Origin of the sequence: Stutzerimonas stutzeri (assembly GCF_013522825.1) — a bacterium.
Classification (GTDB): domain Bacteria; phylum Pseudomonadota; class Gammaproteobacteria; order Pseudomonadales; family Pseudomonadaceae; genus Stutzerimonas; species Stutzerimonas stutzeri_AK.
Genome location: NZ_JAAMQZ010000002.1, coordinates 171,538 through 195,835, shown reverse-complemented (window position 1 = coordinate 195,835; position 24,298 = coordinate 171,538). Strand labels below are relative to the sequence as shown.

The window sequence follows — 24,298 nt, the reverse complement described above, 5'->3', positions numbered from 1 at the left end:
CAAGGAGAACACTATGAATCTGCAAGGCAAGATTGCGCTGGTGACAGGCGCCAGTCGAGGCATCGGCCAGGCTGTGGCGCTGGAGCTCGGTCGCCAAGGCGCCATCGTGATTGGTACCGCGACTTCTCCTGCGGGGGCCGAGCGCATTGCTGAAACCCTTCGGGATAACGGTATCGAAGGCGCCGGTCTGGTGCTGGACGTGACTAACGACGAGTCCGTGGCGAGCACCCTTGAACATATTCAGCAGCACCTGGGCCAGCCCGCCATTCTGGTCAACAACGCCGGCATCACCCGTGACAATCTGATGCTGCGCATGAAAGACGACGAATGGAACGATGTGATCGATACCAATCTCAACAGCCTCTATCGCCTGACCAAGGGTGTACTGCGCGGCATGACCAAGGCGCGCTGGGGGCGGATCATCAGCATTGGTTCCGTAGTGGGTGCCATGGGCAACGCGGGACAGGTAAACTACGCCGCAGCCAAGGCTGGCCTCGAAGGTTTCAGTCGTGCGCTGGCTCGTGAAGTGGGCTCGCGCGGTATCACGGTCAATGCCGTGGCGCCGGGTTTCATCGATACCGACATGACGCGTGAGCTGCCTGAGGCTCAGCGTGACGCGCTACTGGGACAGATTCCTCTGGGTCGTCTCGGACAGGCGGAAGAAATTGCCAAGGTCGTCGCTTTTCTGGCTTCTGATGGTGCTGCCTATGTTACCGGGGCCACGGTTCCGGTGAATGGCGGCATGTACATGAGCTGATGCGTCGCCCAACGCATGTATACAGCCATAACGGCTGATTGATTCGTTATAAAACTGCGGTGTGTTTATAGACATAAGGTTGAAAGCAGGCTCATGCTTGCCCGCTTTCAGCTTGAAATGCGGAAAACGCTTTCTATACACTACCGCGCAGACCAGCTGCCTGGATTTTTCCATAGGAGTGAAAACAAGGTATGAGCACCATCGAAGAACGCGTCAAGAAAATCGTTGCCGAGCAACTTGGCGTCAAGGAAGATGAAGTCACCAACAGCGCTTCCTTCGTCGAAGACCTGGGTGCCGACTCCCTTGACACCGTTGAGCTGGTGATGGCTCTGGAAGAGGAATTCGAGACCGAAATCCCGGACGAGCAAGCCGAGAAGATCACCACTGTTCAAGAAGCCATCGATTACATCAACGCGCACGCGCAGTAAGTTGTAATCCTGCTTCGAGTCAGTAAAGCCGCACTGCCTTTGAACGGGTAGTGCGGCTTTTGTTTGAAAATCAGATTAAATGCAGCGGATCGCGCCCATGCGAGCGGCCTCTGTGAAGGATGCTCTCTCGTCCGTTGCGATTGCCAGCGGAGCAGGTCGGGCAACAAGCAAACGTAAGGAGAATTGCTGTGTCGCGTAGACGCGTCGTCATCACCGGGATGGGCATGTTATCGCCACTGGGTAACGATGTGCCAAGCAGCTGGCAGGGGATTCTCGCCGGTCGCAGTGGCATCGGCCTGATAGAACACATGGATCTTTCCACTTATGCCACCCGTTTTGGTGGATCGATCAAGAATTTCGATGTCGAGCAGTACTTGCCGGCCAAAGAGGCGCGCAAGCTCGATCTCTTCATCCAGTACGGCCTGGCTGCCAGTTTCCAGGCCGTGCGTGATTCCGGGCTGGAGATCAGCGATGCCAATCGCGAGCGCATCGGGGTTGCCATGGGCTCCGGTATCGGCGGCCTGACCAATATCGAAAACAGCTGCAAGGCTCTGATCGAACAAGGGCCGCGGCGCATTTCACCCTTTTTCGTGCCGGGCTCGATCATCAATATGGTCTCGGGCTTCCTCTCGATCCATCTGGGCTTGCAAGGCCCCAACTACGCCATTGCCACGGCCTGTACCACAGGTACGCACTGTATCGGCATGGCGGCGCGCAACATTGCCTATGGCGAAGCTGACGTGATGATCGCCGGTGGCTCGGAAATGGCCGCCTGCGGACTGGGCATCGGTGGCTTTGCCGCTGCCCGGGCCTTGTCCACGCGCAACGACGACCCGACAACGGCCAGCAGGCCCTGGGACAAGGGGCGTGATGGTTTCGTCCTGTCCGATGGCGCAGGCTCCCTGGTTCTGGAAGAACTGGAACATGCGCGGGCTCGCGGTGCGAAGATCTATGCCGAACTGATCGGTTTCGGCATGAGCGCCGATGCCTTCCACATGACCTCGCCGCCGGAAGACGGCGCCGGCGCCGCGCGCTGCATCCGCAATGCCATTCAGGATGCCCGGATCGATCCTGAACAGGTGCACTACATCAACGCCCACGGTACCTCTACGCCAGCCGGCGACAAGGCCGAAGCGGCGGCGATCAAGACGGTCTTCGGCAGCCATGCCTATGAGCTGTCGGTCAGTTCGACCAAGTCCATGGTAGGGCACCTGCTGGGTGCCGCGGGTGCGGTCGAGGCGATCTTCAGTATCCTGGCCATTCGTGATCAGGTGGCGCCGCCGACCATCAACCTCAACGAACCGGATGAAGGCTGCGACCTGGACTTCGTCCCGCACGAGGCCAAGCCAAGGCAGATCGACGTCGCGCTGTCGAACTCCTTCGGTTTTGGCGGCACCAACGGTTCGCTGGTGTTCAGTCGGTTCACCGAGTGACATTGACCTGGGTGGACGGGCAACCCGCTGGCGGAGTGCCCGTCCATGATCGTGGCTTCGCCTACGGCGATGGCCTGTTCGAAACCATCAGGGTCATCGCCCGGCAACCGCAATTGCTGGATCGGCACCTTCAGCGACTCGACAACGGCTGCCAGCGCCTGGGTATTCCCTGCGACCTGGCGAACCTGCGCACGCAGATCCTCGCATTCAGTTCCGCGCTCGGCGACGGCGTCGCCAAGCTCGTGCTCACTCGGGGCGATGGCCAGCGCGGCTATGCGCCACCGCAACCCGGCCAGCCGCGCACGGTGCTGCTGGGCTCGCCAGCCCCTGACTACCCTCGCGAGTATGCCGCGCATGGCGTGCGTCTGTATCCCTGTGTCACGCGTCTGGCCGAGCAGCCGGCGCTGGCGGGCTTGAAGCATCTCAATCGCCTGGAGCAGGTGCTGGCCCGTGCTGAATGGCAGGCTTCGGCCTGTGCCGAAGGGTTGATGTGCGATATGTCGGGGCGCGTCATCGAGGGGGTGTTCAGCAATATTTTCCTGGGTTCGCAAGGCGTGCTGCAAACGCCATCGCTTGAGCGTTGCGGTGTCGCGGGTGTCATGCGCGCTGAAATACTCGAGCGCGCACAGCGTGCGGGAATACGAACCCAGGTCTGCGATATCACGCTTGAACGGCTGCTCGGGGCTGAGGAAATCTTCGTCTGCAACAGCCTTTACGGCATCTGGCCCGTGCGCCAGCTGCACACCCATGTCTGGCCGGTAGGTGCGCTCACACGTAAACTGCAGGGCCTGATTACCGATCTGTCGAGTGGTACGTGATTCGAAAACTGTCTTTGGCGCTGCTGGGCGTGGTGCTGCTCGCGGCGCTGGCGTTCGGCCTGGTTGCCTGGAAACTTCACGCCGCGCTGGAGCAGCCGCTTCAGCTCGACGATGTGCGTCTGCTGGAAGTCAAAACCGGGGATACGCCCAGTGGTGTGTTTCAGCGACTGGAGCGCGAAGGTGTTTTGCGGGATGCGTTCTGGCTGCGCCTGCACTGGCGGCTGAATCTGTCTGGGCAGAATCTGCACAGCGGAGAATACCGCCTGCTTCCGGCCATGACCGTGGGCGAGATGATCGGGCTGTGGCAGCGTGGCGAGGTCGTTCAGCACACCTTGACCATTGTCGAGGGCTGGAATTTCCGCCAGCTGCGTGCGGCGCTGCAGGCTTCGTCCCTGATTGAGCAGACTCTCGCCGGCCTGTCCGACCACGAGGTCATGGCACGACTCGGTCATGCCGAGCTGCACCCGGAAGGGCGCTTCTTTCCCGACACCTACAGCTTCACCCGTGGCGTGGCCGATATCGAATTGCTGCGGCGGGCCTTTAGCCGACTCGAAAGCGTACTGGCCGAGGAATGGCAGGGGCGCAGCGAGGGCTTGCCTTATAAAGACCCCTACCAAGCCCTGACCATGGCCTCGATCATCGAAAAGGAAACCGGCGTACCTTCCGAACGCGGCGAGATTGCCGGTGTGTTCGTGCGCCGTCTCGCGCGCGGCATGCTGTTGCAGACCGACCCGACGGTGATCTACGGCATGGGTGAAAGCTATCGCGGTCGCATTACCCGTGCCGACCTGCGCAAGCCGACGCCTTACAACACCTACACCAATGCCGGCCTGCCGCCCACGCCCATCGCCATGGTCGGTCGCGAGGCGATTCACGCTGCCCTGCATCCGATGGAAGGCACCAGTCTGTACTTCGTGGCGCGTGGCGACGGCAGCCATGTGTTCAGCAATACGCTGGCCGAGCACAATCGGGCGGTGCGCGAATACCAGCTCAAGCGTCGTGCCGATTACCGGTCCAGTCCACCACCCCGGCAAGTGCCGGCGCCAAGCGAGAATAGCCAGTGACAGGATGCTTCATCACCCTGGAGGGGCCAGAGGGCGCGGGCAAGAGCACCAATCGCGAATTCATCGCCGAATATCTGCGTGAGCGCGGCATCGATGTCGTGCTGACCCGTGAACCGGGCGGTACGCCACTGGCCGAACGTATTCGCGAGATTCTGCTGGTGCCGGCCGATGAGCCGATGGCCAGTGATACGGAACTGCTGCTGGTATTCGCCGCGCGCGCGCAGCATATCCAACAGGTCATTCGCCCGGCTCTGGCACGGGGCGCGGTGGTGCTGTGTGATCGTTTCACCGATGCGACCTATGCCTATCAGGGGGGCGGTCGCGGCCTGCCCCTGCAGCGCATCGAGCAACTGGAAAACTTCGTGCAGGGCGAGTTGCGCCCGGACCTGACGCTGATTTTCGACCTGCCGGTCGAAATCGGCCTGAGCCGTGCGGCGGCACGTGGGCGTCTCGATCGTTTCGAGCAGGAGGGGCTGGGCTTCTTCGAAGCCGTGCGCAATGCCTATCTCGAACGTGCTCGCCAGGCGCCGGCGCGCTATCGGGTGATCGATGCCGGACAACCGCTGGCGGCGGTGCAGCGCGATCTGCAGGCACTGCTGCCACAGATACTGGAGCGCATCGGTGGCTGACATCCTTCCCTGGCAGGCCGGTCTGTGGCAACTGTTGGCGGGCCGTCAGCAACACGCCCATGCCTACCTGCTGCATGGGCCGGCGGGTATCGGCAAGCGCGCCCTGGCCGAGCAATTGATGGCGCTGTTGCTGTGTCGACAGCCATCGGCAGCCGGCGCCTGCGGTAATTGCCGGAGTTGCCAGTTGCTCGCCGCACAGACCCATCCCGATCATTACATCCTCGAACCGGAAGAGGTCGACAAGGCGATTCGGGTCGATCAGGTGCGCCAACTGGTTGCTTTCGTGACCCAGACTGCGCAGCTTGGCGGGCGCAAGGTGGTGCTGCTCGAACCGGCCGAGGCGATGAACCTCAACGCGGCCAATGCACTGCTCAAGAGCCTCGAAGAGCCCGCTGGCGATACCGTGCTGCTGCTGATCACTCACCAGCCGAGCCGACTGCTGCCGACCATCAGAAGCCGTTGTGTGCAGCAGGCCTGCCCCTTGCCGGCGCGTGGGCAAAGCCTCGACTGGCTCGCTCAGCAGCTGCCCGAGCTGCCCGTCGAGCAACGCGAGGAGCTGCTGACACTGGCGGCGGGCTCGCCCCTGGCGGCGTGCCGACTGCATGGCCTGGGCGTGCTCGAAATGCGCGCGCAGGTCGTGGAGGGGATAAAGAAGCTGCTTAAACAGCAGCAATCGCCCAGCCAGCTGGCGGAAGCCTGGAACCCGCTGTCGCTGATCCTGTTGTTCGACTGGTTCTGCGAGTGGGCGCACCTGATCCTGCGTTACCAGATGAGCGAGGATGAACAGGGGCTTGGCGCAGACGATATGTCCAGGGTGATCCAGTACCTGGCGCAGAAAACCACACCGGCAAAGCTGCTGGCGTTGCAGGACTGGTTGCTGGCCCATCGACAGAAGGTATTGGGCAAAGCCAACCTCAACCGTGTCTTGCTTCTCGAAGCGTTGCTGGTGCAGTGGGCAAGCCTGCCTGGGGCGCGTTAGACTCCATCCGGTCTTTTGCTAGGAACATTCCATGAGCCTGCCTGCAAATCTCGGTCCGCGTAACGGCATCCTGTCCCTGACCATCAAGGACAAGTCGGTGCTCTATGCCGCCTTCATGCCGTTCATCAAGCATGGCGGGTTGTTCATTCCTACCAACAAGAGCTACAATCTCGGCGATGAGGTCTTCATGCTGCTGAGCCTGATGGACGAGCCGGAGAAGATTCCAGTCGCCGGCAAGGTCGTCTGGATCACCCCGAAAGGCGCCCAGGGCAACCGCGCCGCAGGCGTCGGCGTGCAGTTCAGCGAGGGCGACACCACCGCCCGCAACAAGATCGAAACCTACCTGGCCGGCGCGATGAAGTCCGACCGTCCGACGCATACGATGTAAGGCGTAAAGCCGGGAAAAGCCGAGAAAAACCGATAGAAGTGCTTGAGGCTGGACGAGAAAAGCCGATAGAGCGCTTGAAGCTGGAAGGCTGGACGAAAAAGCTTGACGGAGTTTTGACATTAGACCGCACGCTGTCCAGCCTCCAGCCTCCAGCCTCCAGCCTCCAGCCTCCAGCCTCCAGCCTCCAGCCTCCAGCCTCCAGCCTCCAGCCTCCAGCCTCCAGCTTTCCGCTATACTCCCCGGCTTCCCTGCCAAGCTGTGACGACGAATGCTCATCGACTCCCACTGTCATCTTGATCGACTCGATCTCACCGCGCACGAGGGCTCTCTTGATGCCGCGCTGGAGGCTGCGCGGCAGCGTGGCGTCGGGCATTTTCTCTGCATTGGTGTCAGTGCCGACAATGCGGCAGCCGTAAAAGCGCTGGCGGAGCGTTATGCGGATGTCGATTGCTCGGTGGGTGTGCATCCTCTGGATCTGGCGCCGAACGCCGAGCCTGCGTTCGACTGGCTGCTGGCCGAACTGGAGCATCCGCATGTGGTGGCCATCGGCGAGACGGGGCTCGATTACCACTACGAGCCGGAAGCCGCCGAGCTGCAGCAGCGCTCGTTCAGGCTCCATCTGCAGGCGGCCAGCGCCTGTGGCAAGCCGGTGATCGTGCATACCCGCGCCGCGCGTGGCGATACGCTGGAGCTGCTGCGCGCAGCGGCGTTGCCCCAGGCAGGCGTGCTGCACTGTTTCACCGAGGACTGGGACATGGCCAGGGCTGCGCTCGATCTGGGCTACTACATTTCATTCTCGGGTATCGTCACCTTTCGCAACGCCGATGCCCTGCGTGACGTTGCACGGCGGGTGCCGCCCGATCGCCTGCTGGTGGAAACCGATTCGCCCTATCTGGCGCCGATCCCGCACCGGGGCAAGCCGAACCTGCCGCAGTACGTGCGCGAGGTGGCGCAGTTCCTGGCCGAGCTTCGTAGCGTCGATTTCGAGCAGCTGAGTGAGCAGACCACCGATAATTTCCGGCGGCTGTTTCCTCTGGCGCGGGTTGCTGTCTGACCAGGCTCCGACAAAACGCAACGTCATGACGCAGGCCGTCCTGGCCGGCAGCCTGTACAATTCGCGCCGCTTTGGTACTCATATCGCCTGGTAGATCGTTTCAGGACCGGTGTGCAGTTCCAGTCTTTCCTCCTGCCTGGCAAGGCGGGACGCTACTTTTTCAGAAATAGGTTGTGCCATGTCCAGCGACACGCCGCTTCCCGGCACTCTGCAGCGGGGCCTCAAAAACCGGCATATCCAGCTGATTGCGCTGGGTGGCGCCATCGGCACGGGGCTGTTCCTGGGGTCGGCAGGCGTGCTGCGCAGTGCCGGACCTTCGATGATCCTAGGCTACGCCATTGGTGGCCTGATCGCCTTTCTGATCATGCGCCAGTTGGGCGAGATGATCGTTGAAGAGCCCGTCGCCGGCTCCTTCAGTCACTTTGCGCACAAGTACTGGACGCCCTATGCAGGCTTTCTCTCGGGCTGGAACTACTGGGTGCTCTACGTGTTGGTGGGCATGGCCGAACTGACGGCGGTCGGCAAATATGTGCAGTTCTGGTGGCCGGAAGTGCCGACCTGGGCCACGGCTGCGGCATTTTTCATTCTGATCAACCTGATCAATCTGGCGAACGTCAAGGCGTTCGGCGAAGCCGAGTTCTGGTTCGCGATCATCAAGGTTGGCGCGATTGTCGGCATGATCGTGCTGGGGTTGTATCTGCTTCTGAGTGGTCGGGGTGGCGATCAGGCCAGCTTCAGTAATCTGTGGACGCACGGTGGGTTCTTTCCCAACGGCATCAGCGGGATGGTGATGGCATTGGCGATCATCATGTTTTCCTTTGGCGGGCTGGAGCTGGTGGGCATCACCGCCGCCGAGGCATCCGACCCCAAGACCGTGATACCCAAGGCCATCAATCAGGTCGTCTACCGTATTCTGATTTTCTATATCGGGGCCTTGAGCGTGCTGCTGGCCCTGTACCCCTGGGATAGTCTGCTGCAAACCCTGGGGGCGGCGGGCGATCCCTACAGCAGCAGTCCCTTCGTGCAGATTTTTTCACTGATCGGCAGCGATACTGCGGCGCATATCCTCAATTTCGTGGTGCTGACGGCGGCGCTTTCGGTCTACAACAGCGGTGTGTATTGCAACAGCCGGATGCTTTACGGACTGGCCGAGCAGGGTGATGCGCCGCGGGCGCTGATGCGGGTGAATCGTCGCGGCGTACCGGTGCTGGCGATTGCCTTTTCGGGGCTGATGACCCTGCTCTGCGTAGTGGTCAATTACCTGCTGCCGCAAGGCGCGCTGGAACTGCTGATGTCGCTGGTGGTGGCGGCATTGCTGATCAACTGGGCCATGATCAGCCTCGCGCACCTGAAGTTCCGCAAGGCGATGATGGCGCAGGGCGTCGAGCCATCCTTCAAGTCGTTCTGCTACCCCTTCAGCAACTACCTGTGCCTGGCTTTCGTGGCCTTTATCGCACTGATCATGCTTTCGATGCCGGGGTTGCGCGTCTCGATAATGGCGATCCCGTTCTGGGTGCTGTTCATCTGGTTCTGCTTCCGCCTGCGTCTTGCCCGGCGTGCCGGGACGAGTCGCTCGTTCAGCGGATAAAAAGAACCCGGCGCAGAGCCGGGTCAAGACCATTAGGAGTTTGAGGTCACGTTCCTCGCTCCCTCAACTGGTCGTGCTTTGGGGGGAGGGCACGACCAGTAAGGGAAGTATTGATCGCTATCGACGAGTTTGCAGGGCAATTGGCGCGTTTTTAAAACGGATTTGGAATAGCCACCGGGACTATTGATCGCTGCCTTTGATAGCTCATATCGCTTTCAGGCCGTGAATGATTGCCAGGGCCTGTTCGATGACTTCGGTTCGGGTATAGAAGTGCGGTGAAAAGCGTATGCCGCCGCCGCGCTGCGCACAGACGATCTGTTCCGATTTCAGTCGCTCGAACAGGGCCTGATTGTCCCATCCGTCGATTCTGAAGGTCAGGATGCCGGCGCGTCGGCGAGGATCGGCGGGGCTCAGCAGCTCGACTCCCGACATGGCCGACAATTCGCGTTGCAAATGATCGATCCGCTTGGACAGTCCCTGCTCCACCTTCTCCATGCCCATCTCTTCCAGCAGTGAAAGACTCGCCTCCAGCGCCATGCTGGCGAGCATATTCGGGCTGCCGCATTCGAAGCGGCGTGCGCTGCGTGCCGGTTCCCAGTCCTCGCGGTCGTAATCGCCGGCGTGTTCGAGCATGTGCCAGCCGTACTCGTGCAGTTTCAGGCGGGCGCGCAGATCGCTGCGGCAATAGAAGACGCCAAGCCCCTCGGGACCCAGCAGCCATTTATGGCCATCGGCCATGGCGAAGGCGCAGCGGTTCTGGCGGACGTCGAAGGGCAGGGCACCCAGTTGCTGGATCGCATCGATACACAGCAACACGCCGCGCTGCTCGCAGCCTTCACCAAGACGCGGCAGGTCCAGGCGCAGGCCGCTGGCGTACTGCACGGCGCTGATGGCCATCAGGCGCACCTTCGGACCGCAGGCGGCCAGCAGCGCGGCTTCGGGGTCTGCGCCCTTGAGGCTGACGCGTATCACCTCGACGCCTTGCGGTCGCAAAGCCTCCCAGACGATCCGGTTGGAGGGGAATTCCTCATCGCTGATGACGATCTGGTCGCCGGCCTTCCAGTCCAGCCCGAAGGCGACGAATGACAGCGCTTCGGAGGTGTTCTTGACCAGTGCGATGTCCGCCGTGGATGGCGCATTGAGCAGCCTGGCCAGTCGCCCGCGCAGGCTCGTCTCGACTTTCAGCCATTGCGGGTAGTCCCGTGCGCCAAGCGTCATGTTCTCCCGGGCGAAGCGCGACACGGCTTCGCTTGCCCGGCGTGGCCAGGGGGCGACGGCGGCATGGTTCAGGTAACGCAGGCCTTCGATCTGGGGAAATTCGTCATTCAGTGTGCTCATTGGTGTTGTTCCGTGCATTTTCTGACTGGATAGGCATAATGTTCCGCTTCCGATTTTGACGTTGCAGCCTCTTATGCAAATTGAACCGCGCAAGGTCCGCGAATTCCGCCGTCGCGAGCAGGAGATTCTCGATATCGCCCTTCAGCTCTTTCTCGAACAGGGCGAAGACAGCGTTACCGTCGAGATGATCGCCGACAAGGTGGGTATCGGCAAAGGCACCATCTACAAGCATTTCAAGTCCAAGGCCGAGATCTATCTGCGGCTGATGCTCGACTACGAGCGTGATCTCAACGAGTTGCTGCATTCGCCGAGCCTCGATCAGGACAAGGAAGCGCTGTCGCGTGCCTACTTCGAGTTCCGCATGGGCGACCCGCAACGCTATCGCCTGTTCGACCGTCTCGAAGAAAAAGTGGTCAAGGGCAATCAGGAGCCCGAGATGATCGAGGAGCTGCACCGCATCCGCGCCTCGAACTTCGAGCACCTGACCCAACTGATCAAAGGCCGCATCGCCGAAGGCAAACTGGAAGACGTACCGCCATACTTCCATTACTGCGCCGCCTGGGCACTGGTGCATGGCGCCGTGGCGCTGTATCACTCGCCGTTCTGGAGCAACGTGCTGGAGGATCAGGAGGGCTTCTTCCAGTTCCTGATGGATATTGGCGTGCGGATGGGTAACAAGCGCAAGCGGGACTAGCAGGCCATTGAAAAACTACCTGCGTTGGCAATACTGCGTTGAAAACAGGCTCGGCAAGCCGCTTGCGGCTAACGCGCTTCAGCGCGGCCCGAAGGGCGAACGAAGTGAGTACTGCTCATTTAGGCCACTAAACTCCGCGTGATTCGCTGCGCTCACCCTGCGGGCCAGCCTGCGGCTGTTACTTCGCTGCGCTACGTTTCTCGCCTGTTTTCGCCTTGTCTTGCCTGCCTCGCCTACGTTTTTCAACAGCCTGCCGGCAGGCTACGGACCAGATGGCTCGGTTGCTGCATTGCACGAGCCTCTCGTCGGAATTCCGGCATCGCTTGAGGAGGCTGTGACATGCGATTGTTGAGCGTTGTACTGGTCATGCTGGCGCTGGGTGGCTGCATGAAGGTCAGCGACATGGCCGAAGGCACGCGTCATCACCTGCGCGATGCCGGCATTCTCGACCATAGCGAGACCCGGCGCTCGGCCTCCTGGCGGTTGCAGCCGGATTCCTTCATCTATATTGCCCAGGGCCATTTCGTCCCGCCGGGGGATGTCTATCCGCGCCCGAACGTGGTCGCCGAGGAGGCCTTCAAGGGCTTCGTCGAGTATTTTCCCATGGTGCGTCGTTCTGCCCAGCCGCTCGGCTTCGAAGAGGCGATGGCCCAGACGGCAGCCGTCGGTGCCCACTACCTGCTGTACATGCGTTTCGCCGCAGCGGATGATCGCATCGGCAGTTTCGACGAACTGAACGACCAGCGCGCACTGGATCGCCTTGGCGTGGACAGCAGCGTGGTGCAGCTGATGCTGGTCGAAACCGGAACGCGCTATCTGGTGGATACCGCGCGTATCCGCAGTCGGGGCGGGCTGCTGGGGCTGTACGATCATCAGCCTGAAGAGTTGCTGGGGCCGCCGTTGCGCGATTATGCACGGCGTTTGCTGGGTACCGCTCGCTGAGGGCTTGCCATGACTGATTCAGACAAGGCTGCAAACCTGCTGGGGCAGATTCCACGGAGCGAGAAAAAAGGACCGGCGCCCGTGCATCTGTGGAACCCGCCATTCTGCGGTGATCTGGACATGCGTATCGCCCGCGACGGTCGCTGGTATTACATGGGCACGCCCATTGGCCGACCGGCCATGGTGCAGCTGTTTTCCAGCGTGATTCGCCGCGACGGCGATGACTATTTCCTGGTGACGCCGGTCGAGAAGGTCGGCATTCAGGTCGAGGATGCGCCTTTCGTGGCGGTCCGGCTCGAAGCCGAGGGGCAGGGCGAGGCGCAGTTGCTGCGCTTTTTCACCAATGTCGAGGAGGAGGTCGAGGCCGGACCGGAACATCCGCTGCGTTTCGAAATCGATCTGGCGACCCAGGAGCCTGCGCCCTATGTGCATGTGCGCGCCAACCTCGAAGCGCTGATCCATCGCAACGTCTTCTACCAGCTGGTGGAGCTGGCGGTGCCGTGCGAGATCGAGGGGGAGAAATGGCTGGGTATCTGGAGCAACGGGCGATGCTTCCCTATCGGGCCTCAGCAATAGCGGCCTGGTTGAATAGTTGATCAGATAAAGGAAAGGCTCTGTCCCGGTTACGTGTTGGTGGAGCAACGCTGCTTTTGTGGGAGCGGTTTTTAGACCAGAGCACTCCGCGAAATTCGCGGCTGAAGCGGAACGCCGCCCGACCGCTCCCGCAGGCGGTTCGTTACATCGGGTAGGTCGGGTCACGCTTCACCGACCCGACAAGCGAGCGGCCAGGCGCGTTAAATGCTGAGCTGTCAGGCATGGATGGACACATTACACCGTCGGATCGTCGGATTACGCCTTCGGCTAATTCGACCTACAACAGCCTGCATCTCGGATATTCGAAGGGATTCCTCACGCCTCGAGTGCTCGCAACACAGAGCTGGGACATAGTCAAAAGTAAGGCTCCCGAAGGAGCCTTTTTGCAGTTTACATGTTGGGATAGTTCGGGCCGCCAGCACCTTCCGGCGCCACCCAGGTGATGTTCTGGGCCGGGTCCTTGATATCGCAGGTCTTGCAGTGCACGCAGTTCTGCGCGTTGATCTGGAAGCGCTTGCTGCCGTCGTCGTTGGCCACCACTTCGTAGACGCCCGCAGGGCAGTAGCGCTGGGCCGGTTCGTCGTACATCGGCAGGTTCTTGTCGATCGGGATGCTCGGGTCGGTCAGCTTGAGGTGAACGGGTTGCTCTTCCTCATGGTTGGTGTTGGAGAGGAACACCGAGCTCAGTTTGTCGAAGCTGAGCTTGCCGTCGGGCTTGGGATAATCGATCTTCTTCGCTTCGTCGGCCAGTTTCAGGCAGGCATGATCCGGCTTGGTATCGTGCAGCGTGAAGGGAATCTTGCCGCCGAAGATGTTCTGGTCGATGAAGTTGAATGCGCCGCCCTTGATCGCGCCCCACTTGTGAATCGCGGCGCCGAAGTTGCGGCTCTTGTACAGCTCGTCGTACAGCCAGCTGTTCTTGAAGCCTTCTTCGTAGGCGGTCAGCTCGTCGCCACCCTCGTTGCCCGCCAACAGCGCATCGGCGACAGCCTCGGCTGCGAGCATGCCGGATTTCATCGCGGTGTGGTTGCCCTTGATCTTGGCGAAGTTCAGCGTGCCGGCATCGCAGCCGAGCAGCGCGCCGCCCTTGAAGACCATCTTCGGCAGCGAATTCAGGCCGCCCTTGGAAATGGCACGGGCGCCATAGGCGACGCGCTTGCCGCCTTCCAGGTACTGCTTGATCAGCGGATGGTGCTTGTAGCGCTGGAACTCGTCGAACGGCGACAGGTGCGGGTTGCTGTAGGACAGGTCGACGATCAGTCCGACCACGACCTGGTTGTTCTCCATGTGGTAGAGGAAGGAGCCGCCGGTGTTCTCGTCGTCCAGCGGCCAGCCGGCGGTATGCACCACCAGGCCCTGTTCGTGCTTGGCCGGATCGATGTCCCAGAGTTCCTTGATGCCGATGCCGTAGTGCTGCGGGTCGACGTTGGCATTGAGCTGAAAGCGGCTGATCAGTTGCTTGCCGATGTGCCCGCGGCAGCCTTCGGCGAACAGGGTGTACTTGGCGCGCAGCTCCATGCCCGGCGTGTACATGCCCTCCTTGGGATTGCCTTCGCGATCGACGCCCAGATCGCCGGTCAGAATACCCCTGACCACGCCCTGTTCATCGACGAGCGCTTCCTGGGCGGCGAAGCCGGGGTAGATTTCCACGCCGAGGTTTTCCGCCTGCTGCGCCAGCCAGCGGCACAGGTTGCCCAGGGAAATGATGTAGTTGCCCTCGTTGTGCATGGTCTTGGGCACGAATGCATTGGGCAGCTTGCTGGCCGATTCGGCATTCTTGAGCAGGTAGATGTCGTCGCGCTTGACCGCGGTGTTCAGCGGTGCTTCGAGTTCCTTCCAGTTGGGGAACAGCTCGTTGAGCGCGCGCGGCTCGAACACCGCGCCGGATAGAATGTGCGCGCCGACTTCGGAGCCTTTCTCGACGACGCAGACGCTGATTTCCTGGCCGGCGTCGGCGGCTTTCTGTTTCAGCCGGCAGGCAGCGGACAGGCCCGCGGGGCCGGCACCGACGATGACGACGTCGAATTCCATGTATTCGCGTTCCATTGGCTTTCTCCTACTCAGGCTTGTTTGTTCTATAGAGGGTGGAGGAGGCTGTGATCGGTTCCCTGACCCAGCCGGGCTGGCATTATATATAGCCGCCCGGATGGGTCCAATACAAACGTTTGTTTGAATTTTTCCGAAGCCTGTTAGAATCGGCCTGCCGTACCCCGTGACGGGCTGTATGTTTTGTTGACCGGCCCAATGCCCAGCGTTCAAGATACGGGCAGTTTTGCGTTCGCCGTACAGGCCTGGCGGCCAGGTTGCAGCCAGTATCACGAATCGAGTTCGGTTCGCCTCGGCGAAATCCCCATCACCGGAGAGTAAGAGGAATCCATGAAGATTCTCGTAGCTGTCAAACGAGTGGTCGATTACAACGTCAAGGTTCGCGTCAAGGCGGACAACTCCGGCGTCGACCTCGCCAACGTCAAGATGTCGATGAACCCCTTCTGCGAAATCGCCGTGGAAGAAGCCGTGCGCCTGAAAGAGAAGGGCGTGGCGAATGAAATCGTGGTCGTCACCATCGGCCCGACCGCTGCCCAGGAGCAGCTGCGTACCGCGCTGGCGCTGGGTGCTGATCGCGGCGTGCTGATCGAGTCGACTGAAGAGCTCAACTCCCTGGCCGTGGCCAAGCTGCTCAAGGCCGTGGTCGACAAGGAGCAGCCGCAGTTGATCATCCTCGGCAAGCAGGCCATCGACAGCGACAACAACCAGACCGGGCAGATGCTCGGCGCGCTGACCGGCTATGCCCAGGGCACCTTCGCCTCCAAGGTGGAAGTCGCCGGCGACAAGGTCAATGTCACCCGTGAAATCGACGGCGGCCTGCAGACCGTCGCGCTGAACCTGCCGGCGATCGTCACTACCGACCTGCGCCTGAACGAGCCGCGCTACGCCTCGCTGCCGAACATCATGAAGGCCAAGAAGAAGCCGCTGGAAACCCTGACGCCAGATGCGCTGGGCGTTACCACCAGCTCCACTCTGAAGACCCTCAAGGTCGAAGCGCCCGCTGCGCGCAGCGCTGGCGTCAAGGTCAAGTCCGTGGCTGAACTGGTCGAGAAACTGAAGAACGAGGCGAAGGTAATCTAAATGACTATCCTGGTTATCGCTGAACACAACAACGCCGTTCTGGCTGCCGCGACCCTGAATACCGTCGCCGCGGCCCAAGCCATCGGTGGCGACATCCATGTACTGGTAGCCGGCAGTGGCTGCGGCGCCATCGGCGAAGCGGCTGCCAAGATCGAGGGCGTATCCAAGGTGCTGGTCGCCGACGACGCAGCCTACGCCAACCAGCTGCCGGAAAACGTCGCGCCACTGATCGCCGATCTGGCCACCAACTACAGCCACGTCCTGGCTGCCGCCACCACCAATGGCAAGAACTTCCTGCCGCGCGTGGCCGCACAGCTGGATGTCGACCAGATCTCCGAGATCGTTGCGGTCGAGAGCCCCGATACCTTCAAGCGCCCGATCTACGCCGGCAACGCCATTGCCACCGTACAGTCCACGGCAGCCATCAAGGTCATCACCGTGCGTGCAACCGGTTTCGATCCGGTCAATGCCGAAGGTGGTTCCGCTGCTGTAGAGCAGGTGTCCGGTACTGGCGACAAGGGTATTTCCTCCTTCGCCGGTGAAGAACTGGCCAAGTCCGACCGTCCTGAGCTGACCGCCGCCAAGGTCGTCATCTCCGGTGGTCGCGGCATGGGCAACGGCGAGAACTTCAAGCACCTGTACTCGCTGGCCGACAAGCTGGGCGCCGCAGTCGGCGCTTCCCGCGCCGCAGTCGATGCCGGCTTCGTGCCCAACGACATGCAGGTCGGTCAGACCGGCAAGATCGTCGCGCCGCAGCTGTACATCGCGGTCGGCATCTCCGGTGCCATTCAGCACCTGGCGGGCATGAAGGATTCCAAGGTGATCGTCGCGATCAACAAGGACGAAGATGCGCCGATCTTCCAGGTGGCCGACTACGGCCTGGTGGGCGATCTGTTCGAGATCGTGCCGGAGCTGGAAAAGCTCGTCTGAGATTAGGGTCTGTTGATCAGACCCTAATGCGCTGCAGAAAAACCCGCTCGCGTAGCGGGTTTTTCTTGGGCGCTCGGTTGCAATGCTAAGATCGCCGTCCGGTTCCATCGATCCATGACGAGGCTTTCCATGCGCTGTGCTTTGCTGCTGAAATCCGCTTTGATTGTGCTGTCACTGGCGGCTCCGCTAGCTGCCAGCGCGGCGGCAGGAAAGTGCGAGCGGCTGATAGCCACCGGTAATGCGGACAATCCGCCGTTTCTCTGGCGAGATCCGCAGAACCCCAAGCGGCTGATGGGCGCCAATGCCGATCTGCTGAAAAAAATCACCGACTCACTCGACCTGAAACTTGAAGTGCTCTACGCGGGCAATGCCGACAAGGCCTTCGAGGAAGTGCGCAGCGGCAGGATGGACCTGCTGCTCGATGCGGACTTGAGCCGACAGGCGCTTGAGCACATGGATGTCGTCCATCCGCCGATTACTTCCCTGCAATTGGTGGCCTGGGTTCGCAACGAGCCGGGCTTTCTCTATGCCAGCCGCGAGGATCTGCACGGGCGTCCCGGGGTTCATGGGGCCATGACGAAATTTGTTGGTGACTTCGAGCAGTACGCCAAGGAAAACCTGCACCTGCGTTCGACGCCTGGCCTGGCCGAGGCCGTGCAGCAGTTGCTGGCGGGAAAGGCCGATTATGTGCTGCATGAACGCTACAACGCCGTGGCCCGGATGAGTGCGCTGGGGCTTCTCGACGCTGTACAGCGCCTGGAGCCGCCGGTGTCCGGGCGTGGCATGCATTTCGCCGTCGCCCACGACTCGGCCTGCAACAGCCCCTGGTTGCGCGGACAGCTGGCGGTAAAAATGACAGAATTGCGCGCCGCTGGCGTCGAGGAGCAATTGCTGGCGGAAAATCTCGAACGCTGGAAGCAGCAGTCGATAAAGCCGAAACCCTAACCTGTTATTCGGGAACACGCGCTTGAGAACATCCCTTTCCTGCATCCTCGTGTCGCTGGCCATAGTCGGCGGCTGCGCCAGCGATCCGGCACCGAATGAACAGTTGAAGCTCAGTGAGCAGGCCGTGGCTCAGGCGCATGCGGTCGGCGTTCCAGAGCAAACGCCGGAACTGCTCATGGCTGAAGAAAAACTCGGCAAAGCCCAGGCCGCGATGGCAAGGGAGCGCTACCGTGAGGCGCGCCTGCGGGCCGAACAGGCGGAACTGGATGCGCGGCTGGCCGAGGCGAGGGTGCTGAACGAGAAGAGCCAGCTGCAACTGCTGGAGCTGAATCGACGTATCGCCCAGCTACGTGAGCAGTTGGGGGCGGTGCAATGAAGCCTTTTGTCGTCGGGTTGCTGTCGCTGGGCTTGCTCCAGGGGTGCACGAGTCCTGAAGTGAGACAGGCGCTGGGAGAGGCGCGCCTGGCGTACCAGGCCGTCAGCGAAAACCCGCAGGTAGTGGGCGATGTGCCCATGGATGTGCGGCGTGCCGAGGAATCACTGGAGCGTGCCCAGCGCTTTGCCGATTATTCGGGCAACGCCGAGGATGCCCTGCATTACGCCTATCTCAGTCAGCGTTACAGTCAGATCGCCAGCCAGCACGGCGAACAGTTGCAGAACCAGCGCCGCGCCACCCAGCTGGAAATGGAGCATGAGCGGTTGCGCCAGACCCTGCAGCAGGCCCGCTTGCTGGATATGCGCCAGCAGGGGCAGTGGCTGGAAGATCAGATGGCCGGCCTCGCTGCAGCCGAAACCGGTCGTGGCCTGGTGATGACCCTGGGGGATGTGCTGTTCAAACCCTCCAGCGCCGAACTGGGGGCGGCAGCCAACCATCGGCTGCTCAAGCTGGCGCATTTTCTCCAGCTCAACCCTGCGCGCAGGGTGCGTATCGAGGGCTACACCGACAATCGCGGCAGCGCGGCGGAAAACCTGGCGCTGTCCCGTTCCCGCGCCCAGGTGGTCGCCAACTTCCTGGAGGAGCTGGGCATCGAGGCCGGGCGCATGGACGTCGTGGGGTACGGCGAGGCCTTTCGTATCAGCGAGAATGCATCGGCGCGAGGGCGTGCGCAGAATCGCCGGGTCGAGATCGTCTTTTCCGATGCCGAGGGGCGCCTGGGTAACCCACGCTGACAGGTTGTTTTTAACGAAGTACTACCAGCTCGGCTGGCTTTTCAGTGATCTGTAACCGACTGTGTCGGTGAGTTGCTGTTTAACTGTACTGGTCATGCCTGGCAGGGCTGTACTACTGTTATGGTCCAGTTGGCAGGGATCGACGAAATGACCAGTCTGTTGCTTTATCAGCGCATCGCACATCAGCTCGCGGAGGACATCCGCCGCGGTGTCTACCTGCCGGGCGAGCGTGTGCCCTCGGTACGCAAGCTGAGTCAGCAACTGAACGTCAGTCACGCCACCGTGTTGCAGGCCTACGCCAATCTCGAAGACCAGGGGATGATCCGGGCCCGACCGCAGTCCGGCTTCTATGTGCACCATACCCCGGCCCTGACGGCGCCGACGCCGGATATCGCCCAGGTCGAGCGCCCCGCACTGGTCACCCGCAGCAGCATCATCAACCTGGTGCTCAGCGAGTCGCGCCGTGATGGCCTGATTCCCTTCGGTGCGGCGGTGCCCCACGTCGATTACCTGCCGGTGCGGGCATTGCACCAGCAACTGGCCAAGGTCACCCGTTTCCAGAGCCCGCGGGCCTTCAGCTATATGTTCAGCCCTGGCTACGAGCCACTGCGCCGCCAGGTGGCGATTCGCATGCGTGACGCCGGCGTGGTGGTCGGGCCGGATGAGGTGGTGATCACCCACGGCTGTGTCGATGCGCTGCAGATGTCGCTGCGCGTGCTGACCCGTCCCGGAGACCTGATCGCCGCCGAATCGCCCAGCTACTACGGCCTGCTGCAACTGGCCGATCTGCTCGGGCTGAAGGTCATCGAGATTCCCTGCGATCCGGATACCGGCTTGAGCCTCGAAGCCTTGCAGCTGGCTGCCAGTCAGTGGCCGATCAAGGCGCTGGTGCTGACCGCGCGCCTGAGCAATCCGCTGGGCGGCAGCATGCCTGACGTGCGGCAGAAGCAGCTGCTGAAGCTGGCGGCACGGTTCGACATCCAGATCGTCGAGGACGATATCTATGGCGAGCTGATGTTCGAGTCAGGCCCGATCAGGGCGCTCAAGTCCAATGATCGAGAGGGCCGGGTGATCTATTGCTCGAGCTTCTCCAAGACCCTGTCTCCGGGCGTGCGCATTGGCTGGATCGTGCCTGGTCGCTATCGCGAAGAGATCCAGCGACTACAGACCTTCAGCACCCACTCGGCCTGTAGCGTCACCCAGATGGGCGTCGCCGCCTACCTGGAAAATGGTGGCTATGACCGGCATCTGCGCTTCATCCGGCAGGAATACCGCAAGAATCTCAGCGCCTTCCAGCTGGCGGTGCAGCGCTATTTTCCCGAAGGCACCCAGATGACCCGTCCCACCGGCGGCTTCATCCTCTGGGTCAGCCTGCCGGCGCGGATCAATACCAAGGACCTGCATACCCTGGCCTTGCAGCAGGGGATCAGCATTGCGCCGGGGCTCATCTTCAGCAATACCGAGCAGTTCAACCACTGTGTGCGGCTCAATTGCGGATTGCCCTGGACGGTCGAAGCGGAGCGGGCGCTGAAGAGGTTGGGCGAACTCGCCGGGCAGCTCTGCCGTCAGGCTGCTTGAGTGTTATCTGTTGCGCGCATCCTCGGCATCCGCTTCGGCGTTGCGCTGGGCGATGCGCTGTTTTTGCTCTTCGGTCAGCGGAATCTTGCGGGCGCCGGCGCGCAGCATCAGCAGGCCGCCGACGATACTGCCGAGCACCACGGCCAGTAGTAACCAGATATACCAAGGCATGTTTTTCTCCTGAACCATGTGGAGGGTGATGTCTGTCACCTTACGCCGGGGGGCAGGGCAGCGTCACCTGTAGCGGGTTTCGACGGCGCTTCATTCGGTGTTTTCTGCGACAATACGCGCCGAATTTTGCCAAGGACTTCGCCATGACCTGCCAGACGCCCATCATTGTTGCGCTCGATTTTCCTTCCCATGAGGCCGCGCTGGCACTGGCTGGGCAACTCGATCCGACGCTGTGTCGGGTCAAGGTCGGCAAGGAGCTGTTCACCCGTTGCGGGCCGCAGGTGGTCGAAGCCTTGCAGGCCAAGGGCTTCGAGGTGTTCCTGGATCTGAAATTCCATGACATTCCCAACACCACGGCGATGGCCGTCAAGGCGGCGGCGGAACTGGGTGTGTGGATGGTCAATGTGCATTGCTCGGGCGGCCTGCGGATGATGGCGGCCTGTCGCGAGACGCTGGACAAGGTGAACGGGGCGCAGCCGCTGCTGATCGGCGTGACGGTGCTGACCAGCATGGAACAGGCGGACCTGGCCGGTATCGGCCTGGATCTGCCGCCGCAGGAGCAGGTCCTGCGCCTGGCCGGGCTGGCGGCGCAGGCCGGCCTGGACGGACTGGTGTGTTCGGCGCAGGAAGCCCAACCCCTGAAGGAGCAGTTCGCGCAGCTGCAACTGGTGACGCCGGGCATTCGCCCTGCCGGCAGCGCCGCCGATGACCAGCGGCGCATCCTGACGCCGTCCGAGGCGATGGCGGCGGGTTCGGATTATCTGGTCATCGGGCGTCCCATCGCCCAAGCCGCCGATCCGGCCCAGGCGCTGGCCGCCGTGGTGGCCGAACTGGGTTCTGCTTCCCTGGCATAACCTTCATGCCGCAAGGCTCGTAGGGCCGAATGTATTCGGCCTTGCACATTCATGAATAAACTCAGCCCTACGGCGTGATGGCTGAAACGCGAGAAGCGCCTGGGAGCGGGTCAGACCTTCAGCACCAGCTTGCCGAAATTGCCGCCGGTGAAGAGTTTCATCAGCGTCTCGGGGAAGGTTTCCAGCCCTTCGACGATGTCCTCCTTGCTCTTCAGCTCGCCGCTTTGCAGCCAACCGGCCATGTCCTGCATGGCTTCCGGGTAGCGTGAAACGTAATCGGTGACCACCATGCCCTGCATGCGTGCGCGGTTGACCAGCAGCGACAGGTAGTTCGCCGGTCCCTTGACCGCTTCCTTGTTGTTGTACTGGCTGATTGCGCCGCAGATCACTACGCGGGCACCCACACTGAGGCGTGTCAGCACGGCGTCGAGTATGTCGCCGCCGACATTGTCGAAATAGACGTCGACCCCCTTGGGGCACTCGCGCTTGAGGCCCGCGGCCACGTCTTCGCTCTTGTAATCGATGGCTGCGTCGAAGCCGAGCTCCTCGGTGAGGAAGCGGCACTTGTCGGCGCCACCGGCGATGCCCACCACGCGGCAGCCCTTGATTTTCGCGATCTGCCCGGCAACGCTGCCCACCGCGCCCGCAGCCCCCGAGAGCACTACGGTTTCGCCGGCCTTGGGTTCGCCCACGGCGAGCAGGGCGAAGTAGGCGGTCATGCCGGTCATGCCCAGTGCGGAAAGGTAGCGTGGCAGCGGCGCCTGGTTCGGATCGACCTTGTAGAAGCCCTTCGGCTCGCCGAGGAAGTACGCCTGTACGCCCAGCGCACCGTTCACGTAGTCGCCTTCGGCAAACTCCGGATGCTGGGAGGCGATCACCTTGCCGACGCCCAGCGCGCGCATGACTTCACCGATGCCGACTGGCGGGATATAGGACTTGGCGTCGTTCATCCAGCCGCGCATCGCCGGGTCCAGCGACAGGTATTGTACCTGGACCAGAATCTGGCCCGGGCCGGGCTCGCCCAGAGGCTTCTCGACGAATTCGAAGGTGTCACGACCGGGCGTGCCGACGGGACGCCTGGCCAGCAGGAACTGGCGGTTGATCTGATTCATGGAAACCTCTGCGTGTTTGCAAAACCCTTGGTTTAGCCGTCCGGTAGCAGCCGCGCAAGCAAAGCCGGCAGGCTGGAATGCAGGGGTATCTGTCCGAGTGATATCGGTATCTGACTCAGTTCGCGGCTTTATGCCCATTGAGGATCCATAGCGTCAGCACGCCGGCGACCAGCCCCCACAGCGCCGAGCCGATGCCGAACAGCGTCAGCCCGGATGCGGTGACCATGAAGGTGATCAGCGCCGCCTCACGCTCGCGTGGCAGCTGCATGGCCTGGGTCAGGCCGCTGCCGATCGAGCCCAGCAGGGCCAGTGCTGCGATGGATAGCACCAGTGCCGCCGGAAAGGCGGCGAACAGGGCTGCCAGCGTCGCCCCGAAAATACCGGCAATGCCGTAGAACAGTCCGCACCAGACCGCGGCGGTATAGCGCCGGGAGGGATCGGGATGCGCCTCCGGTCCGCTGCAGATGGCCATGGTAATGGCTGCCAGATGAATGCCATGGGAGCCGAACGGGGCCAGCAGCACCGAGGCGATGCCGGTGATGGAAATCAGTGGCGAGGCTGGCACCTGATAGCCCTCCGCGCGCAGTACCGCCAATCCCGGCATGTTCTGCGAGGCCATGGCGATCACGAACAGCGGGATGCCGATGCTGAAAATGGCTGCGAACGACAGCGCTGGCGTGGTCCAGACCGGCACCGCGATTTCCAGACTCAGCTGCCGGAAGTCCAGCAGGCCCAGGCCAGCGGCCAGCGTGCAGCCGACGACCAGGGCTGTGAGTACCGCGTAGCGCGGCAGCAGGCGTTTGGCCAGCAGGTAGCCGAAGCACATCCCCAGCACCAACAAGGGCTCTACCTCCACTGCCCGGAAGATTTCGATGCCGATGTTGAACAGCACGCCGGCCAGCAGCGCCGCCGCGAGCGAAGCCGGCACTCTGCGCATCAGGCGTTCGAAGCTGCCTGTCAGGCCGCACAGGGCAATCAGTGCGGAGGCGAAGATAAAGGCGCCGATGGCCTCGCCATAGGGAACACCGGGCAGGCTGCTGATCAGCAGCGCCGCGCCGGGCGTGGACCAGGCGATTACCACCGGGGTGCGGTAGCGTAGCGAAAGCCCGACACTGCAGATCGCCATGCCGATCGACAGTGACCAGATCCATGATGAAATTTCGCCGCTGCTGAGTCCGGCGGCCTGACCCGCCTGAAACATCAAGACCAGCGAGCTGGTATAGCCGGTGAGCATGGCGATGAAGCCGGCGACTATGGTCGATGGCGAACTGTCGGCGAGTGGGCGAGAGAGCAGGCGGGAGGGGGCCGGCATGGTTGTCCTTGTTGGATTGTTTGCGCCCAAGCCTAAGCGCCCTGCTTGCGCGCGTCACCATACAGCCAGCGGCATGATGAGCGTTACAGCCTCATAGGTCGGGTCACGCTTCACCGACCCGACGGGCGGGGTCGAGGTCGTTCGCCGGGTTATATCGCGCATCGTCGGATTACGCCTTCGGCTAATCCGACCTACGCATGGTTGGGGTTTTGTAGGTCGGGTCATGCTTCACCGACCCGACGGGCGGGGTCGAGGTCGTTCGCCGGATTATATCGCGCATCGTCGGATTACGCCTTCGGCTAATCCGACCTACGCATGGTTGGGGTTTGTAGGTCGGGTCACGCTTCACCGACCCGACGAGCGGAGTAAAAGCAGCGAAAAGACGTAAACCACA

The 24,298-nt window shown here is 61.9% G+C and carries 25 protein-coding genes; 20 read left to right on the top strand and 5 right to left on the bottom strand.

Features of this window, described 5'->3' with window-relative positions; genetic code table 11:
• The first annotated feature begins 13 nt into the window (after positions 1–13).
• The 10 genes from fabG (at position 14) to G7020_RS02455 (ending at position 9,138) form a co-directional block, all read left to right on the top strand.
• The gene (gene fabG / locus G7020_RS02500; protein WP_181082362.1) at positions 14–757 is read left to right on the top strand and encodes a 3-oxoacyl-ACP reductase FabG; all 744 of its coding nucleotides are present in this window, start codon (positions 14–16) and stop codon (positions 755–757) included.
• A 191-nt stretch (positions 758–948) separates the two neighbouring features.
• On the top strand, positions 949–1,185 hold the full coding sequence (gene acpP / locus G7020_RS02495; RefSeq protein WP_016493661.1) for an acyl carrier protein: 237 nt from the start codon (positions 949–951) through the stop codon (positions 1,183–1,185).
• A gap of 188 nt (positions 1,186–1,373) precedes the next feature.
• Positions 1,374–2,618 (top strand): beta-ketoacyl-ACP synthase II, encoded by a 1,245-nt coding sequence (fabF, locus tag G7020_RS02490; protein WP_181082361.1) that lies wholly within the window; start codon positions 1,374–1,376, stop codon positions 2,616–2,618.
• Between the two features lie 2 nt (positions 2,619–2,620).
• The gene (gene pabC, locus G7020_RS02485) at positions 2,621–3,436 is read left to right on the top strand and encodes an aminodeoxychorismate lyase (RefSeq protein ID WP_181082442.1); all 816 of its coding nucleotides are present in this window, start codon (positions 2,621–2,623) and stop codon (positions 3,434–3,436) included.
• Positions 3,433–4,500 (top strand): endolytic transglycosylase MltG, encoded by a 1,068-nt coding sequence (mltG, locus tag G7020_RS02480; RefSeq protein ID WP_181082360.1) that lies wholly within the window; start codon positions 3,433–3,435, stop codon positions 4,498–4,500. Before pabC ends, mltG begins: the two co-directional genes overlap by 4 nt.
• Entirely contained in the window at positions 4,497–5,129 is a 633-nt protein-coding gene (gene tmk / locus G7020_RS02475; protein ID WP_181082359.1) for a dTMP kinase, read from the top strand. Before mltG ends, tmk begins: the two co-directional genes overlap by 4 nt.
• Positions 5,122–6,108 carry a DNA polymerase III subunit delta' gene (locus tag G7020_RS02470; RefSeq protein WP_181082358.1) on the top strand — a complete coding sequence of 329 codons (987 nt, stop codon included), beginning with the start codon at positions 5,122–5,124 and terminating at the stop codon, positions 6,106–6,108. The genes tmk and G7020_RS02470 overlap by 8 nt, the downstream gene beginning before the upstream one ends.
• Positions 6,109–6,139: 31 nt before the next feature.
• Positions 6,140–6,496, top strand: coding sequence for a PilZ domain-containing protein (locus tag G7020_RS02465; RefSeq protein ID WP_181082357.1), 357 nt, complete (start codon positions 6,140–6,142; stop codon positions 6,494–6,496).
• 268 nt (positions 6,497–6,764) lie between these two features.
• Entirely contained in the window at positions 6,765–7,550 is a 786-nt protein-coding gene (locus tag G7020_RS02460; RefSeq protein WP_181082356.1) for a TatD family hydrolase, read from the top strand.
• 178 nt (positions 7,551–7,728) lie between these two features.
• Entirely contained in the window at positions 7,729–9,138 is a 1,410-nt protein-coding gene (locus tag G7020_RS02455; protein ID WP_181082355.1) for an amino acid permease, read from the top strand.
• A 204-nt stretch (positions 9,139–9,342) separates the two neighbouring features.
• Here the strand turns inward: G7020_RS02455 and G7020_RS02450 are convergent, their stop codons facing one another.
• Positions 9,343–10,476, bottom strand: coding sequence for an aminotransferase class V-fold PLP-dependent enzyme (locus tag G7020_RS02450; protein ID WP_181082354.1), 1,134 nt, complete (start codon positions 10,474–10,476; stop codon positions 9,343–9,345).
• 73 nt (positions 10,477–10,549) lie between these two features.
• Between G7020_RS02450 and G7020_RS02445 the strand changes: the two genes are divergently transcribed.
• The 3 genes from G7020_RS02445 to G7020_RS02435 all read left to right on the top strand — a co-directional run bounded on the left by G7020_RS02445 (position 10,550) and on the right by G7020_RS02435 (position 12,688).
• Positions 10,550–11,170, top strand: coding sequence for a TetR/AcrR family transcriptional regulator (locus G7020_RS02445; protein ID WP_181082353.1), 621 nt, complete (start codon positions 10,550–10,552; stop codon positions 11,168–11,170).
• A gap of 339 nt (positions 11,171–11,509) precedes the next feature.
• Positions 11,510–12,112 (top strand): DUF4823 domain-containing protein, encoded by a 603-nt coding sequence (locus tag G7020_RS02440; protein ID WP_181082352.1) that lies wholly within the window; start codon positions 11,510–11,512, stop codon positions 12,110–12,112.
• 9 nt (positions 12,113–12,121) lie between these two features.
• On the top strand, positions 12,122–12,688 hold the full coding sequence (locus G7020_RS02435) for a DUF1285 domain-containing protein (protein WP_181082351.1): 567 nt from the start codon (positions 12,122–12,124) through the stop codon (positions 12,686–12,688).
• Positions 12,689–13,096: 408 nt separating this feature from the next.
• Here the strand turns inward: G7020_RS02435 and G7020_RS02430 are convergent, their stop codons facing one another.
• Entirely contained in the window at positions 13,097–14,752 is a 1,656-nt protein-coding gene (locus G7020_RS02430) for an electron transfer flavoprotein-ubiquinone oxidoreductase (RefSeq protein ID WP_181082350.1), read from the bottom strand.
• Between the two features lie 330 nt (positions 14,753–15,082).
• Here G7020_RS02430 and G7020_RS02425 point away from each other — a divergent pair, with 330 nt between their 5' ends.
• The 6 genes from G7020_RS02425 (at position 15,083) to G7020_RS02400 (ending at position 20,455) form a co-directional block, all read left to right on the top strand.
• The gene (locus G7020_RS02425; protein WP_181082349.1) at positions 15,083–15,832 is read left to right on the top strand and encodes an electron transfer flavoprotein subunit beta/FixA family protein; all 750 of its coding nucleotides are present in this window, start codon (positions 15,083–15,085) and stop codon (positions 15,830–15,832) included.
• The gene (locus G7020_RS02420; RefSeq protein ID WP_181082348.1) at positions 15,833–16,762 is read left to right on the top strand and encodes an electron transfer flavoprotein subunit alpha/FixB family protein; all 930 of its coding nucleotides are present in this window, start codon (positions 15,833–15,835) and stop codon (positions 16,760–16,762) included. It abuts the gene before it with no gap.
• 129 nt (positions 16,763–16,891) lie between these two features.
• Positions 16,892–17,707: a substrate-binding periplasmic protein gene (locus G7020_RS02415; protein WP_181082347.1), complete on the top strand. Its 816-nt coding sequence runs from the start codon at positions 16,892–16,894 to the stop codon at positions 17,705–17,707.
• 22 nt (positions 17,708–17,729) lie between these two features.
• Positions 17,730–18,083, top strand: a complete 354-nt coding sequence (locus tag G7020_RS02410) for a DUF4398 domain-containing protein (protein ID WP_181082346.1) — start codon at positions 17,730–17,732, stop codon at positions 18,081–18,083.
• Positions 18,080–18,877 carry an OmpA family protein gene (locus G7020_RS02405; RefSeq protein WP_181082345.1) on the top strand — a complete coding sequence of 266 codons (798 nt, stop codon included), beginning with the start codon at positions 18,080–18,082 and terminating at the stop codon, positions 18,875–18,877. The genes G7020_RS02410 and G7020_RS02405 overlap by 4 nt, the downstream gene beginning before the upstream one ends.
• A 147-nt stretch (positions 18,878–19,024) precedes the next feature.
• Complete coding sequence (locus G7020_RS02400; protein ID WP_181082344.1) at positions 19,025–20,455, top strand: PLP-dependent aminotransferase family protein; 1,431 nt, start codon at positions 19,025–19,027, stop codon at positions 20,453–20,455.
• Between the two features lie 3 nt (positions 20,456–20,458).
• Here the strand turns inward: G7020_RS02400 and G7020_RS02395 are convergent, their stop codons facing one another.
• Positions 20,459–20,626 (bottom strand): DUF2897 family protein, encoded by a 168-nt coding sequence (locus G7020_RS02395; RefSeq protein WP_181082343.1) that lies wholly within the window; start codon positions 20,624–20,626, stop codon positions 20,459–20,461.
• Between the two features lie 143 nt (positions 20,627–20,769).
• Between G7020_RS02395 and pyrF the strand changes: the two genes are divergently transcribed.
• Positions 20,770–21,480 (top strand): orotidine-5'-phosphate decarboxylase, encoded by a 711-nt coding sequence (pyrF, locus tag G7020_RS02390; protein WP_181082342.1) that lies wholly within the window; start codon positions 20,770–20,772, stop codon positions 21,478–21,480.
• A gap of 110 nt (positions 21,481–21,590) precedes the next feature.
• Here pyrF and G7020_RS02385 read toward each other — a convergent pair whose 3' ends face one another.
• Together G7020_RS02385 and G7020_RS02380 are read right to left on the bottom strand one after the other, a co-directional pair.
• Positions 21,591–22,592 (bottom strand): NADP-dependent oxidoreductase, encoded by a 1,002-nt coding sequence (locus G7020_RS02385; protein WP_181082341.1) that lies wholly within the window; start codon positions 22,590–22,592, stop codon positions 21,591–21,593.
• Between the two features lie 115 nt (positions 22,593–22,707).
• A complete protein-coding gene (locus tag G7020_RS02380) occupies positions 22,708–23,904 on the bottom strand; it encodes a benzoate/H(+) symporter BenE family transporter (RefSeq protein ID WP_181082340.1) in 1,197 nt (398 codons plus the stop codon).
• Positions 23,905–24,298 lie beyond the last annotated feature (394 nt).

Excerpts from the sequence above, each read along its gene's own strand:
- G7020_RS02440 (WP_181082352.1), top strand. The coding sequence starts at position 11,510 with ATGCGATTGTTGAGCGTTGTACTGGTCATGCTGGCGCTGGGTGGCTGC.
- G7020_RS02385 (WP_181082341.1), bottom strand. The coding sequence starts at position 22,592 with ATGAATCAGATCAACCGCCAGTTCCTGCTGGCCAGGCGTCCCGTCGGC.
- G7020_RS02460 (WP_181082356.1), top strand. The coding sequence starts at position 6,765 with ATGCTCATCGACTCCCACTGTCATCTTGATCGACTCGATCTCACCGCG.
- G7020_RS02435 (WP_181082351.1), top strand. The coding sequence starts at position 12,122 with ATGACTGATTCAGACAAGGCTGCAAACCTGCTGGGGCAGATTCCACGG.
- acpP (WP_016493661.1), top strand. The coding sequence starts at position 949 with ATGAGCACCATCGAAGAACGCGTCAAGAAAATCGTTGCCGAGCAACTT.
- G7020_RS02455 (WP_181082355.1), top strand. The coding sequence starts at position 7,729 with ATGTCCAGCGACACGCCGCTTCCCGGCACTCTGCAGCGGGGCCTCAAA.
- fabG (WP_181082362.1), top strand. The coding sequence starts at position 14 with ATGAATCTGCAAGGCAAGATTGCGCTGGTGACAGGCGCCAGTCGAGGC.
- pyrF (WP_181082342.1), top strand. The coding sequence starts at position 20,770 with ATGACCTGCCAGACGCCCATCATTGTTGCGCTCGATTTTCCTTCCCAT.
- G7020_RS02405 (WP_181082345.1), top strand. The coding sequence starts at position 18,080 with ATGAAGCCTTTTGTCGTCGGGTTGCTGTCGCTGGGCTTGCTCCAGGGG.
- G7020_RS02420 (WP_181082348.1), top strand. The coding sequence starts at position 15,833 with ATGACTATCCTGGTTATCGCTGAACACAACAACGCCGTTCTGGCTGCC.
- G7020_RS02380 (WP_181082340.1), bottom strand. The coding sequence starts at position 23,904 with ATGCCGGCCCCCTCCCGCCTGCTCTCTCGCCCACTCGCCGACAGTTCG.
- G7020_RS02445 (WP_181082353.1), top strand. The coding sequence starts at position 10,550 with ATGCAAATTGAACCGCGCAAGGTCCGCGAATTCCGCCGTCGCGAGCAG.
- G7020_RS02395 (WP_181082343.1), bottom strand. The coding sequence starts at position 20,626 with ATGCCTTGGTATATCTGGTTACTACTGGCCGTGGTGCTCGGCAGTATC.
- G7020_RS02415 (WP_181082347.1), top strand. The coding sequence starts at position 16,892 with ATGCGCTGTGCTTTGCTGCTGAAATCCGCTTTGATTGTGCTGTCACTG.
- G7020_RS02430 (WP_181082350.1), bottom strand. The coding sequence starts at position 14,752 with ATGGAACGCGAATACATGGAATTCGACGTCGTCATCGTCGGTGCCGGC.
- G7020_RS02465 (WP_181082357.1), top strand. The coding sequence starts at position 6,140 with ATGAGCCTGCCTGCAAATCTCGGTCCGCGTAACGGCATCCTGTCCCTG.
- G7020_RS02425 (WP_181082349.1), top strand. The coding sequence starts at position 15,083 with ATGAAGATTCTCGTAGCTGTCAAACGAGTGGTCGATTACAACGTCAAG.
- G7020_RS02400 (WP_181082344.1), top strand. The coding sequence starts at position 19,025 with ATGACCAGTCTGTTGCTTTATCAGCGCATCGCACATCAGCTCGCGGAG.
- G7020_RS02450 (WP_181082354.1), bottom strand. The coding sequence starts at position 10,476 with ATGAGCACACTGAATGACGAATTTCCCCAGATCGAAGGCCTGCGTTAC.